A 14,285-nucleotide genomic window follows, 5' to 3' on the forward strand; every position below is an offset into this window, starting at 1 on the left:
TCTCCGGAACGAATTTCCGGAGAAACCGTGACTTACGAAAACCTGTCGGTAAATCACCCGCAAATGAAAACAGGAGGGGCCCTGAGCAAAATGCCAGGCAAACGAAGGTGCGAAACGTACCGCGAAAAGAAAACATAAATCGGCGTAACGATCGTCCTTGCGAAAAGAAAAGCCGGAGCGACAGCGATCCACAAAACGATTGCCGACAACAAACCGATCGTCGCGCACTGCTCGGCCGTATGGGAATGCGAAGGCATCCCGCCTTCGAACGGAATGTAAGGATGGGAGTGCGTAACGGTTCCCCACTGGAAATGATGGGTATGGTAAAAAAGCGTAGTACTGAAGTAGTAACTCATAAAGAGCACCACCATCAGCCATTTCGCTATTTTCACCAGTCCCTGCTTCATACGCTCGACGTCCGGTACAAAGATAATCGTTTATTTTATATATCACCGTTTCCGGCAAGAACTGTCGGCACAATCCCGCCGGATTCATTCCCGCGCCGGCCGTTCGGTCCGTCCGACGAAAGCCGGCAGGCTGCGGACGTCGCCTCCCCGACAAATATAAAACTAAGGGGTTCGGCAAATTTGCCGAACCCCTTAGTTTTATAGACAGGATTAAAATCCCTTTAAATCCTTATTACAAAGGCATCGCGATAAGTCCCTGAGAGTACTGATAGCCGACCCACGTCTTAGCTTCGTCCGGAACGATACCGGCTTCATTCGTGAAGTAACCTACCTGGGTCGCCCCCGCTCTGGTTCCGTCCACAACGATGTCGCCCGCTTCGAATTTATCGGTACCGGCATCGGCTACGTAAGAAGAGATCACGTCGCTCTGCGAATAGAGAATCTGGTATTTACTGATGTTCGCATTGTACACGACCGAAACGCCGCCTACACCGCTGGGAACCGTCAGTACCGATCCGTTATCTTTCAGCGTCGTGTACCAATCACTGCTGCCGGCGCTCGTCGTTGCGACGTGAATGTCGCTGCCGACCTGGAAGTAGAGGTAAATCATCGCGTCGTTGATGAACATCGAAACTACCTTACCGCTTTCAAGGATACTCTTGTCGCCCAGAATCTCCCAGTTATCTTTTCCGTTGGCGGATTTAGCCATCCAGATTCCGTTTTCATCGTGAGACAACGCCATGAAATAATCCGAACCGACTTTGGCTATCGCCATATTGTTAGCATATCCCAGGTTATCTCGCTGCGACAGCATCGCATTGTTCGCAGTGAAGACAAATTCGGGTTCATCCCACGACTGACCGTCAGCCGAATGCGCCTTAACCATCGCCGAGAAGTCGTATGCGTTGAAATTATCGAACTCTACGCCAGGATTCTGGAAGTACACTTCGTAAGACAGCGCCAGGAATTTCTTGGTCGAAGCGCCGTTGGCGTAAGCCCAAACTTCGTCGTCCGGTTCGTTCGTCGTTACCATTACCGAGTTGCCCGCGCTTCCTTCGACAACAGCCAGATAATTTCCGGCAGGCAGGTATTCGCCCGCTCCGGTAGGATAAGCCCATCCGCCGTCATAAGTCATAGTCTTCTGGAAGACCGGCGTTTTGGCCATACTCGTCGCATAATCCGTATCCCACGGATACAAGGTAAAGGTGCAAGAACCGCTGCCCATGTAGCACAACTGATTGAATGCCGTGGAAGCGTAGAATTTCAATGCAATGGGGCCGCTGCCCAGATCGTACGCGTCTTTACCCCAATGTGCGTTGTTGGTATTATCGGTAACAGCATACCACCAGCCCGTCTTATTATACATATGCGGTTCGCTCTGGAACTTCATCGGAGTCGAACGCAGGAACCACGCATCCATCGATCCGTCGCTGTTCTTCACGAACGAAACGTTTCCGCGGAGATCGGTCTCTTCGTAGATCGGGTACTCGATCAGTTCCGAAGCGCCGGCCTGCGTAACCGTAACCGGTACGGCTTCGCCTCCTTCCGGATAGATCGTGATCGTCCCGACGCGTTCGCGGCTCCGGTTGCTGGCCAGAATCTGGAACTGAAGCGTCACGTTGTCCACCGCTTTACCCAACACAGGGATAATCCACTTCTGCGCGTTGTCGCTGATCGAATAGTCGTACGGCACGTTCACCGTGAATTCGACTTTGATCACCGTATCGCCCGCTTCCACGTTATAGGTGTCCTGTTTAACCACGGCTCCGATCGGGGTCGGCTGGTAAATCCTCATGGTTTCGGTCTGTTCTCCGCTGGAGAAAACCAAAGAAGCCTCGCGGGCAAACTCGTAGGAAGTGTTCGCGCCGGCGACAAGAGTCAGTTTATATTTACCGAAACTACCCGTGGTATCGCTGATCTTCACCCACTTGTCAGTGGTTCCTTCCGGATATTGGATCTTTACAGTCCAATCGCCCGGCGCCTCGATCACCCGGTAATCCCGTCCACCGTCGACGGGAACTTTCCAGGTGGTCGTATCGAGCATGAATGAGAAGTCGCCCAACTTCATAGACGACTGGAAATCATCCTCGCACCGCCAGAATATTACCGAAGACAGCAATAATAAACTGCATAAAGTAAATTTTTTCATAGTTTGAGCATTTAGAGATTTTAGATTGAACAAATATAAAGAATTTTTTCATAATTAATCAAATAAATACGATAAATTGACTCGAAATTTGTCGGGAAAAATTATTTTGCACCCTTTCGCAGCGTCGCGCCGGACGGAAACAGCGAACATTCTCACCCCCTTACAATCCCGCGCCGCGCCGAACGGCCGTTCCGTCCCGTTCCGAAAAACGAACCCTTTTTCGAAATTTTCAGGCCGGTTTTATAGGAAAATAAGACATTCCGGTCAATGGTTGGTGCCCTCGAACAGGTCATGACTCTCCTTCGCCGGATCCGTTTTTGCCTTAAAACTGTTGAAAACATACCCCAACGTCAGGGCGATCAGCGGATATTTGGGACGGATGCGCGTCAACGACTGCAGGTCGGCCGTACGGATATCGCTGACATAACGCGCGCTGCCGAACAGATCCCGGCAGGAGAGCGTCGCGGAAAGCTTCCGTTTGAAGAACTGCTGCCGGACGGCGAGATTGACGTACCAAAAAGCATCGGTACGCCCCTGGGTCGTGACCGAAGGCCCTACGAAGTTGGCGTCCAACTGAATCCGCGTATTTTTGCCGGCATCGAAGGCATTGTTCCACATGATGTCGTAATTCGTACTCGATTCGCGTCCGCCCCCGGCGGCCAACTCGTTGCGTATCTTATAATAATACAGATTGCCGTTCAGCGAGGTATTCCACCAGCGCGCGACGCGAACGACGGCGGTCAGCTCCACGCCGGTCGAATAGTCGTGCCCCACGTTGGCCATCGAGTCGAGCGTGACGCCCGCCTCGTAAGGCACCCGGAGCCGTTCGATCTTGTCCCTGCGCGAACGGTGGAAAAAAGTCGCCGAAACGTTGTTGTCCCGAAAACTTTTCCGGTAGGTCAGTTCGTACGAATGGATGTATTCGGGACGGATATCGGGATTGCCGATCTCGGCCGTATAGTAATCGCGGAAAGTAATATAGGGCTCCATGTAAAAAAGCTGCGGGCGGGTGGTTCGCCGCGAATAGGAAACCAGCAGCCGGTGGCCGCGCGGAAACGTATATCCCAAGTGCATCGACGGAAACCCCTCGAAACGCCGTTTGTCGCGGCTGGCCCCGGCGATCGAACTGCGCAGGCGGGTGTGGGTATATTCGCCCCGGACGCCGGCCTGGATCTCCAGCGCGCGCAGGTTCTCGGACAGAATCGCGTAGACCGAATTGACGTTCTCGCGGAAATAAGAAGTATTGTAAATGTCGTCGCGCCAGTAAAACGTTTTCGTCTCGGGATTCCAGAACTGCATTTCGTACTTGCTGTCCTCCAGGTAAGAGTAATACTGGTAACCGGCCTCGATCTTCCCGGTTTTGCTGTACGGCAGCACGTAGTCCAGGTTTCCGCGGGCCGTGATGCGGTACTCGGATTCCCAGGCGCGGTGCCCTTGCTCGCGTTCGCCCTGCAGATTGAAGAGATCGCTCTGGAAATATTCGACCGCGCCTCCGCCGTATTTATAATAAAAACTGGCCGAAAGCTCGTGTCCTTTGTCGTTGAACCTGTGTCCGACGGCCACGGTTCCCAGGCCGATGGTTTCGCGGTTGTCGTAATCGTCCAGGCTTCGGTAGTCGCCGATCTCGCCGTCGCCCGTTCCCTGCGAAAAGCGGCTCTCCCGGTAATCCAGTCGGCCGTTGCGCTTGTTGCCCCGGTATCCGCCTTCGACGTCCACCGAGAACGACGTGCGCGGAAGCGCGTACGCCCATCCCGCCTTCAGCGTATAATTGTAATTATCCCCGACGCGCGGCCCTTTCGAACGCGACGTGGTGGTAAGGTCGTCCACGACCGTCGTCTTCTGCTGCTCGAAATCGCTTTTGCGCAATTTGTCGAACCACACGCCGCCGGCATACCAACGGGAAGCCTCGTTCTGACGGGTCAACAGGAAATCGACGTTGCGCGACAACGCCGTGCTGCCGGACAGGTTCACCGTGCCGCTGAGCCCGCGTTGCGTATGCTTTTTGGTAATGACGTTGATAATGCCCACATCGCCCTCCGCGTCGTGCCTCGCCGACGGAGTCGTAATGATTTCGATGTTCTCGATATGCCCGGCGGGAATCTGTTCGAGCGCCTGCGAACCGGAAAACACGCTGGGCTTGCCGTCCACGTAGACCGTAAACCCGCTGCTGCCGCGAAACGACAGGTTTCCCTCCGCATCCACGCGCACCGAAGGGGTATTCTCCAGAATATCCACGGCCGACCCGCCGCCGCCCATGATGTTGGACGAAGCGTCCACCACTTTTTTGTCGAGCTTGTAAACGAGCTGTTTTCTCGCGGCGACGACCTCCACCTCGGCGATCCCGTTCTCCAGCGGGGTAAGGTACAGCACGCCCAAATCGACCGTGCCGGCCGAATGTTCCAGCGCGACCTCGCGGGTCAGCACGTCGTATCCTATCAGGCGGATCATCAGCGTATAAGCGCCCGGATCGACGGAATCCAGCCGGAAACCGCCCTGCTCGTCCGGCAGCGTCTGACGCGCCGGCCGGACATTCCCGCCGGTAAAAAGGTAGATTTCGGCGAAATCGATCGCCTTTCCGGAGCCGGTTTCAGCCAGTCTTCCCGCCACGCAGATCGGAGAAGCGGCCGCGGGCGCCGCGAAAAAAGTCAACAGCAACAGGCAAAGCAGTCTCATGCAGTTCGGTTAATCGGGTTAGGTCAGGGTTAGGTATTCGAAACGACAAATGTAAAATAAAATATCCGAATTCGGGAAACGCGACCGGAGTCGGCTCCTCTCCCCGGCGGAATCCGCCGCACTTTTTTTTGGGAGAATGCACAGTTTTTCGTACCTTAGTCCACGAATATAACCCGATCTAAAACCGACTCAAAATGAAAATCTTTACCACGATCGCCTGCTCCGCGCTGGCTGTTGCATTCGCATCCTGCGGCTCCTCTCCGAAAAAGACGGAAGACCCCGACCGGATCACGGTAGCCTGCTACTATTTCCCGAATTACCACACCCACGACCGACGTAACGACAGCCTCAAGGGCGACGGCTGGGCCGAATGGGAACTGGTCAAGAAAGCCCGTCCCTGTTTCGACGGCCAGCAGCAGCCCAAAGTGCCGGCCTGGGGATATACCGACGAAAAAGACCCGGCGGAGATGGCCCGTAAGATCGACGCGGCAGCCGACAACGGGGTCGACGTTTTCATTTTCGACTGGTATTACTACGACGACGGGCCGTTCCTGAACCGCGCGCTGGACGAAGGCTTCCTGAAAGCGCCGAATACCGAAAAACTGAAATTCGCGCTGATGTGGGCCAATCACGACTGGCTCGACATCCACCCCTACACGAAAGGCGACGAACAGAAAATCCTCTATCCGGGACGGGTGACGCCCGAAACGTTCGACAAGATCGGCGACCTGATTATCAAAGAATATTTTACGAAACCGAATTATTGGACTGTGGACGGCAAGCCCTACTTTTCGGTCTACGACGTGCAGAAATTCGTCGAGAACTTCGGTTCCGTCGAAGCGGCCCGCGCAGCTATGGACAAACTGCGCGAAAAAGCCGTGGCGGCCGGCCTGCCGGGAGTTCACTGGAACCTGGTAACGTGGGGCAATCCGGTGCTTCCGGGCGAAAAAGCCGCCGAGAATACGCCCGAACTGCTGAAAAAACTCGGATTCGACTCGGGAACTTCGTACGTCTGGATCCACCACACGCCGCTGCCCGATCTGCAAACGGACTACATCAAAGCCATGGACGACTATTTCGCGTTCTGGGACAAGGCGCGGGCGGAATACGGCGTGCCGTACTACCCGAATGTAACGATGGGCTGGGACCCGTCTCCGCGCTATGTGGAACAAACGCCCGAGGGCATTAAAAACTACCTGGTAACCTATACGATCGGCAACAACACCCCCGAAAATTTCCGGGAAGCGCTGCAGCGGACCAAGGACAGACTGCTCGCCGACCCGAACGGGCCGCGCATCCTGAACATCAACAGTTGGAACGAATGGACCGAAGGCAGCTACATCGAACCGGACTCGATCCACGGGACGGGATATCTCGAAGCGATCAAAGCCGTCTTCGGACAGGCCGCGCCGACAGCAGCCGAGTAACATAACACACGACAGAAAAACGATGATCAGATTCAAACTCGCCGTAGCGCTGTTGCTGGGAAGCACGGTCGCCTGCGCACAGAACGAAAAGAAACTGCAAGCCGATTTCCTGAAACCCACGCTCGAATACCGGATGAACGTCAACCGACACAGTATGCCGCGCGACGACCGGGAGCAGGACTCGATGATCCAGTGGATCATCTCCAACGGGTACGGCGGCATGGCGACCAACGTCAACCCGAACGAATACCTCAAAAGCGACGAAGAGCTGAAAGTATTCAATCGGTTCGTCCACGCATCGAAAGCGCGCGGACTGGACCTGTGGCTGTACGACGAAAGAAGCTATCCGTCCGGAATGGCCGACACCTACGTGCTCGACGAACATCCGGAGTGGGAGGCGGAAGGCCTTCTTTTTAAAGATACGACCGTCAACGGCGGAACCGCCGTCGACCTGCCGCTGCTGCCGGGACAGCCGATCCTGGTCAAAGCGGTGCCTTCGGTCGACGGGCAGTTGGAATACGACCGGGCGCGGAGCCTGCTGTCGTCGATTCGCGACGGTCGGATCCGGTGGACGGCTCCCGACGGCACGTGGACGATCGCCCAGATTTCGCACGCGCCGCTTTACACCGGATTCCAGGCCGGCACCGACCGGGGCGGAACGACGCCGCGCTACCCGAGTCTGCTGATGCCCGAAGTAACCAAACGGTTCATCGAACTGACGCACCGGCGCTACGCGCAGGCTTTTACAGAGAAACTCGGAACCCTTTTCACCTCCACGTTTACCGACGAACCGTCGTCGATGGCTCTGCCGTTCCCGAACCTCGGATACGGCGTCTACCCGTGGAAAGAAAACGTATCGACCGAATTCATGACCCGTTACAGCGCCGACCTGAAAGACGTGCTGCTGCCGATGATGCTGGATCGGGGGCCGGAAGGGGAGAAACTCCGCTACCGGTATTTCCGGATCATCGCGGATTTCATGAGCCGGAACTATTTTCGTCAGATACGGGAATATTGTTCCACGCAAAAGCTCAAATCGGGCGGACACCTGCTCGTCGAAGAGACGATGATGGCGCAGGTTCCGCTGTACGGCAGCATCATGGCCTGCTACCGCGAGATGGACGTACCGGGCATTGACGTGCTGACCGGTATGCCGAGCTTTACGCGCCGCTACCTGTACTCTTCGCGATTGGCGTCGTCGGCCGCCGAACTGCAAGGCAATTCGATGGTCATGTGCGAATCGTGCCCGATCTCGGACTATAATTTCTATGACGGCAAAGAGGCTCCCACGATCGAAATCAAAGGATCGCTGAACCGCCAGATCGTCGGCGGAGTGACCGACTTCAACAACTACCTGCAACTTCAGCACGAAGATTCGAACGGTCGCAAAGCGTTCAACGACTACATCGCCCGCGTCGAAATGATGCTGGCGGGAGGCGTGCGGGCTTCGCGCATCGCCGTCTACTACCCGGTCGAAACGCTGTGGTCGAAATACCGTCCGCTGCCGACCTGCCTGCAAAGCTGGGACAACGTCGCCGGAGGAGCCCCCGAAGCGCAGCGGCTGTCGCAGTTGTTCGACCGCGTCAGCGACTGCCTGTACGACAACGGCTGGGAATTTTCGTACGTCGACGCGGCCGGGATCGAACAATCCAAGGTAGAGAACAAAAGTCTCGCGCACGGCGAACTGCGCTGGGATGTGCTGATCCTGCCGGACGTCGAGACGATTACGCCGCAGATGTTGACCCGCATCACGGAGTTCGCCCGGGCCGGAGGTTGCGTGATCCTGCTCGAAGCGCTGCCGAAAAATACGCCGGACGCGTTCCCGTCCGAAGCGGTCGAAAGCGCCGTCGCCCAGATGGTCGGGGACAAGACCCTCACCCCTGCGGTCTACTACGAACCGACGTTCAACGCGCGGCTGCTGAACTACCTGCTCGAAGGGGTGCTCGACCGCGATATCGTATTGGACTCCTACGCCGGGGTGTTGCACAGCCACAAACGGATCGGCGGACGGAACGTCTATTTCATCGTCAACGATACGAACGCCCCGAAAACGGTCAAGGCAAACTTTCCCGGCGCCAAATCGCTCGAAGGATGGAATCCGCAGACAGGCGAAGTCAAACCGCTGGAAAACGGCGCGCCGCTACCTTTCGGCCCGTACGACGGCATGATCATACGACAAACCAAATAACTTAAAACCAACAGACAACTATGAAATTCAAACTGTTTCTCGCAGGAATCCTGCTGTCGGTATTGCCGGCGCTGAACTCTTGCAACGGATCCGGCGGAGCGAAACGCGCCGGAGGGGACACGGAAGTGACCGAACTGCGCTGCCGCGACCTGGACGATCCGGAAGGCGTCGATCGGGCCGTATTCAGTTGGCAGATCGAATCGGAAGCCGACAGCGTCGTGCAAACGGCCTGGGAGATCGAAATCGCTTCCGACGAAAAGGCTTTGAAGAATGGAAAAGCCGACGTATGGTCGTCCGGCAAACAACTTTCCGACCAGCAACTGAACGTCCGTCCGCAGGGCGCCGACCTGAAACCGGGCGAGCGTTACTGGTGGCGCGTCCGCATCTGGGACGGCGCCGACCGACCGACTTCGTGGAGCGATCCCGCATCGTTCTCGCTGGGTCCCGCAGCCGACCAATGGCAAGCGAAATGGATCACCGCCCAATGGGAGGAAGGCAGTCCGCTGCCCTATTTCCGCACCGTTTTCAACGCGGATCAACCGGGTACGAAACCGGTACGCGCCGTGATCTACCTCTCCGGTCTCGGGTGCAGCGACCTGTTTTTCAACGGCCGCCGCGTAGACTCGACCCGGATACTCGACCCGGCTCAGAGCAATTACGAACTGTATGCGCTGTACAGCACGTTCGACGTGACCGACCGACTGAAAAAAGGGGACAACTGCATCGGCGTGATGCTCGGCGACGGCTGGTACAACCAGGGCAAGGTATGGGGCCCCGGGTTCAGCTACGGCAAACCGATCCTGCTGGCGCAAATGGAAATTACTTATAAGGACGGTTCGAAAAAGATCATCGGCACGGACGAAACCTGGAAATGGGCGCCCGGGCCGGTACTCAGCTCGAACCTCTACGCCGGCGAGGTATACGACGCGAACAAGGAGATCGCCGGCTGGGCCGATGCGAAAACTCCGTGCGCGGACTGGCAGTCCGCACTGCCGGCCGGAGGCGTTATTCCGAAAGAACTGAAACCGCAACTGATAGAACCGATCCGAATGAAACAGGAGATCGCTCCGGTAGCGTTGTGGCAGGATCCGCAGGGCAACTGGATCTACGATTTCGGCGTCAACGTGGCAGCCATCCCGCTGCTGACCGTCGAACAGCCGGCCGGCACCCGGATCAAAATGCGGATGGGCGAAACGCTGGCCGCCGACAAGTCGATCGAATACAACACGACCGGCGTAGCCGCGACCGGCGTCGTACAGACCGACGAATACGTCTGCACCGGAAAAGGCAAGGAAAAATGGACGCCCCGGTTCACGTACCACGGATTCCGCTACCTCGAACTATCGGGCGCGGCGACCCAACCCGAAAAAGACTGGCTGAAAGCGGTGGTCGTACACACCGACGTCGAACGGATCGGTACGTTCGAATGCGCCGACCCGCAAATCAATCGCCTGCACGAACTGGCCGTCCGGACGATGTTGAGCAACATTCACGGCCTGCCGACCGACTGCCCGCACCGCGAACGCTGCGGCTGGCTCGGCGACGCCCATGCGGTAGCGCCGTTCGAAAGTATGAATTACGGCATGAATAACTTCTGGATGAAATACATGGGCGACGTCAGCTCTTCGTCGTCGGTATTCCTCGAAAACACGCTGCATCAGAAACTGCACAACAGCGAATTTTATTTTGCAGACAAGCAACCGGGCATTCCGTTCATGATCTCCCCGGGACGCCGCCTGTGCGGCGTGGCATCGCCGGACTGGGGCACCGCCGTCGTCCAGATCCCGTGGGATATCTACCTCTATTTCGGCAACAAGGAAGCGCTCGAAATCTACTACGGCGAAATGAAACAATGGGTCGATCACATCGCGGCGCTGACCGAGAACGACATCGTTCCCTACGGTCTGGGCGACTGGTGTCCGCCGAACGGAAACGCGGCGATCGACTGCCCGATCCCGGTCAGCTCGACAGCGTTCCACTATCACGACGCGGACCTCGTTTCGCAAGCGGCGGCCGTACTCGGCAAAACGGAAGACGCGGCGCATTATGCCGCCCTGCGCGACCGGATCGGCAAAGCTTTCGTCGATAAATTCTACGACAAAACGAACAAAACGTTCGGCAGCCAGACCGCAAACGCGATGGCGCTGGCTTACGGCATGGTGCCGGCCGGCGACGAAAAAGCGGTTTCCGACGCCACCGTCCGCAACATGAAGGAGAAGTACGACAACTTCATGCACACCGGTATCTTCGGATTGGGCCACATCGGCCAGGCATTGTCGCGCTACGGCAACAGCCAGGCAGCCTGGGACATGTTCACCAAAACCGGCGAAAACAGTTTCGCCTACATGTGGACCGACGCCGACGCCACGACGCTGTGGGAAACGCTGCCGGTCAATGCAGCCAGCAAGGAACTCTGCCTGAGAGGAAGTTCGCTGAGCCACCCGATGCAGGGCGTCTACGACACGTGGTTCTATGAAGACATCGCCGGCATCCGTCCGGACGCTTCGGGCCCCGGTTTCAAAGTGACCCGTTTCGAACCGACGATGACGGCCTACCTGCCGTGGGCGAAAGCGACGCTGGAAACCCCGTACGGCGAAGTCAAAAGCGACTGGAAACAGGAAGGCGGCAAAATGGACTGGAAGATCGAAATTCCGGCGAACGCCTCCGGACTGGTAGCCCTGCCAGACGGCAAAACCGTTACGGTCAACGGCCAGCCGCTGGACAAGAACCGTTATCCGACCGCCGGACAAGGCGCGGAAAATCCGCTGTACCGCTTCCCGTCGGGACACTACGCGATTGTTATCGAATAGCACGCGTCCATCAAAAAGCAAGGCGGATACCGATCGGTATCCGCCTTGCTTTTATTATGAAACCGAGGTTTACGATTCGATATACCCGAACCGGCGCAGTTGACGTTCGTCGTTCCGCCAGTTGTCGTTCACTTTGACGTACAATTTCAGAAAAACCTTTTTATCGAGAAACTGTTCAAGCTCCTCGCGGGCCTCGGTGCCCACCTTTTTGAGCTTACCGCCCTGATGGCCGATAACGATTCCCTTCTGGCTTTCCCGGGCCACGTAGATCGTCGCCGCAATCCGATCCATATCCGCGTCCTCTTTGTATTCGTCGATCACGACCTCGGTGCAGTACGGAATCTCTTTCTGGTAATTCAACAAGATTTTCTCGCGGATGATCTCCGACGCGAAAAAGCGCAGCGTTTTGTCGGTCAGCGTATCTTTCGGGTAATAGGGCTCGCCCTCGGGCAGGGCCGCCAGGATACGGTCGAACAGCCCGCCGATGTTGAAATTGTTCAGCGCGGACACCGGCACGATCTCGGCGTCGGGCAGCACTTTCCGCCACCGTTCCACCAGGGCGTCGAGCGTCTCCTGCGTAGTCAGGTCGATCTTGTTGATCACCAGGATCGTTTTGGTACCGCCGCCGGCGATCTTCGAAACGATCCCGTTGTCGTCTTCCGGTTTTTCGAACACGTCGGTCACATACAGCAGCACGTCGGCATCGGAGAGCGCGCTCCGTACGAAACGCATCATCGACTCCTGCAACTTATAATTCGGATTGAGTATCCCCGGCGTATCGGAATAGACGATCTGGAAATCGTCGCCGTTGACGATCCCCATGATCCGGTGGCGGGTCGTCTGCGCCTTCGACGTGATAATCGACAGGCGTTCCCCGACCAGCGCGTTCATCAGGGTCGATTTTCCCATGTTCGGGTTCCCAATGATGTTGACAAATCCTGATTTATGCATAATCGATGTGTTTCGGACAAAGATACGGCTTTATTTCCGGAAACGATAAAAACATCCGGCGCAATGTGCACGCAAAAGGAGGACGGCGATCGATCGTCGTCCTCCCGTTCATCCTGCTTTCCACCGGACGCCCTATTCGTCCTGAGGCTGCTCTTCCGGACGCGGACGATTTCGGTCCTGCATTTTGGCGCGTTGTTCCGTCCATTTTTCATACTGTTCTTCGGTCAGCACCTTTTTGATCGATTCGTCCATTTTGGCCATCCGTTCGGCATGCGGACCGCCCTGCCCCTTACGGCCGTCGGATTTGTCTCCCTGTTTCGGACGGTCGGATTTCTTCGGACGGTCGGATTTCATCTTCGCAGAGTCGGCCCGCGCCGCACGATCCGCTTTCATCTCTTCGAAATTGGAGAGGAATATCCGGCGGATCTGCTCGGCCTGGTCGGTCGACAGCGAAAGCTGTTCGGTCATGCGCTGCGTCATCCGGTCGGCCCGCTGCTCGGGAGTCATTTGTTCGCGGTGCTGCGGCTGAGCCGTCGCACCGATCGCGGCAAACAGCATTGCGAATGCCGATACAAAAAAATGTTTCGCTTTCATAATTTCAAAATTTAATGTTTACAAGAATCCTGTTCCGCAAAAATAATTCCAACGGCGCAGAGCGATTCCGAGAAATCGGCGAAACGCCGAATCGGCGCGGCGAAACGACCGGACGGAACGGCAAAACGCCCTGCCGGACGCGGAACTAACGCCAGAAAGAACGGTCGAAGGAGGCCTCGACGCGCATTTCGACGCTGTCGGGCAGCGCTGAATAGAAATCCATGCCGAGCACCCGTTCGAGACTGTCGACGCTGATCGCATAGCGAAAACAATCCCCGGCCGGACGCTCCGTATTCGGGATCAGGAAAGCGATCGCCCGGAAAGTACCGCCGTCCCGCGCCAGAATCGTTTTAAAAAACCGCTGCGGAATCCCGACGCCGCCCCGGATGCGTCGCAGCGACGGGGTCAGTTCGCCGCCGGTCACGATGTAGAGCGAATCGTAACGCGCCGCCCAGCGCCGCACCCGTTCTTCCAGCCTGCGCCACGTCCCGCGGTTCAGTCCCGGCCGCTGCGGCGAAACGTTCGACAAACGGAACGTAGCCCCGTTCTCCTGCGGGGTATCGTTCCGGTCGGCCGACGGCAGCAGGTGTCCCCGATCGAAACCGCTACCCGTATAATCCCGGTCTGCGGCCGAAGGCCACCCGCGGGCGATCACTTCCGGATCGCTCTTGAAAACCCCGCTGCGCTTCACCCCCTTGCCGGATACATCCCTGCGCGTCAGCAGGTAAGCTACCCAGGCAGCCTGACGATAAGCCGTATCGTACAGCATCGTATAGCGTCCCTCCGGACAACGGACGACAAACTCGTCGTTCGCGAAAAAAGGACAGGCGAGAATCTCGGGATCGGTTTCCGGCGATCCGCCGGAGCGCGCGCCGCGTTCCGCTTGCCGTCCACCCGTCCAGGGACGCACCGCAACGACCTGCGAAACGATCGCCAACACGACGATCGCCAACACCAGCAACAACACGATTTTCCAATGGGTCTGCCTCGATATTTTTATGGGGGTTCGTTTTTTCATGGCCGCGTAAACCGCACCAAAGGTAAAAAAATATTATCTTTGACGCATCAGACATCCGATAAATCAGA

The 14,285-nt window shown here is 56.9% G+C and carries 9 protein-coding genes; 3 read left to right on the forward strand and 6 right to left on the reverse strand.

Annotated features, from left to right (window positions below; translation table 11 throughout):
* Positions 1-53: 53 nt before the first annotated feature.
* The 3 genes from C1A08_RS02945 to C1A08_RS02955 form a co-directional block, all read right to left on the reverse strand.
* Positions 54-407: a hypothetical protein gene (locus C1A08_RS02945; RefSeq protein WP_101571265.1), complete on the reverse strand. Its 354-nt coding sequence runs from the start codon at positions 405-407 to the stop codon at positions 54-56.
* A 232-nt stretch (positions 408-639) separates the two neighbouring features.
* Positions 640-2,556 (reverse strand): BACON domain-containing protein, encoded by a 1,917-nt coding sequence (locus tag C1A08_RS02950; protein ID WP_101571267.1) that lies wholly within the window; start codon positions 2,554-2,556, stop codon positions 640-642.
* Positions 2,557-2,820: 264 nt separating this feature from the next.
* Positions 2,821-5,229 carry an outer membrane beta-barrel family protein gene (locus C1A08_RS02955; RefSeq protein ID WP_101571269.1) on the reverse strand — a complete coding sequence of 803 codons (2,409 nt, stop codon included), beginning with the start codon at positions 5,227-5,229 and terminating at the stop codon, positions 2,821-2,823.
* A 194-nt stretch (positions 5,230-5,423) separates the two neighbouring features.
* Between C1A08_RS02955 and C1A08_RS02960 the strand changes: the two genes are divergently transcribed.
* Genes C1A08_RS02960 through C1A08_RS02970 form a run of 3 tightly spaced genes read left to right on the forward strand, consistent with a single transcriptional unit; the run spans position 5,424 to position 11,654 of the window.
* Positions 5,424-6,656 carry a glycosyltransferase WbsX family protein gene (locus tag C1A08_RS02960; RefSeq protein ID WP_101571271.1) on the forward strand — a complete coding sequence of 411 codons (1,233 nt, stop codon included), beginning with the start codon at positions 5,424-5,426 and terminating at the stop codon, positions 6,654-6,656.
* Between the two features lie 22 nt (positions 6,657-6,678).
* Positions 6,679-8,844, forward strand: coding sequence for a glycosyl hydrolase (locus C1A08_RS02965; RefSeq protein ID WP_101571273.1), 2,166 nt, complete (start codon positions 6,679-6,681; stop codon positions 8,842-8,844).
* A gap of 20 nt (positions 8,845-8,864) precedes the next feature.
* Positions 8,865-11,654, forward strand: coding sequence for an alpha-L-rhamnosidase (locus C1A08_RS02970; protein ID WP_101571275.1), 2,790 nt, complete (start codon positions 8,865-8,867; stop codon positions 11,652-11,654).
* Positions 11,655-11,723: 69 nt separating this feature from the next.
* Here the strand turns inward: C1A08_RS02970 and era are convergent, their stop codons facing one another.
* The 3 genes from era to C1A08_RS02985 form a co-directional block, all read right to left on the reverse strand.
* Positions 11,724-12,605, reverse strand: a complete 882-nt coding sequence (gene era / locus C1A08_RS02975; protein WP_055201954.1) for a GTPase Era — start codon at positions 12,603-12,605, stop codon at positions 11,724-11,726.
* Between the two features lie 132 nt (positions 12,606-12,737).
* Positions 12,738-13,199 (reverse strand): DUF4890 domain-containing protein, encoded by a 462-nt coding sequence (locus C1A08_RS02980; RefSeq protein ID WP_101571277.1) that lies wholly within the window; start codon positions 13,197-13,199, stop codon positions 12,738-12,740.
* 145 nt (positions 13,200-13,344) lie between these two features.
* Positions 13,345-14,217, reverse strand: coding sequence for a DNA/RNA non-specific endonuclease (locus C1A08_RS02985; RefSeq protein ID WP_101571279.1), 873 nt, complete (start codon positions 14,215-14,217; stop codon positions 13,345-13,347).
* Positions 14,218-14,285 lie beyond the last annotated feature (68 nt).

It is taken from the genome of Alistipes sp. cv1, from assembly GCF_900240235.1.
Lineage (GTDB): Bacteria > Bacteroidota > Bacteroidia > Bacteroidales > Rikenellaceae > Alistipes_A > Alistipes_A hominis.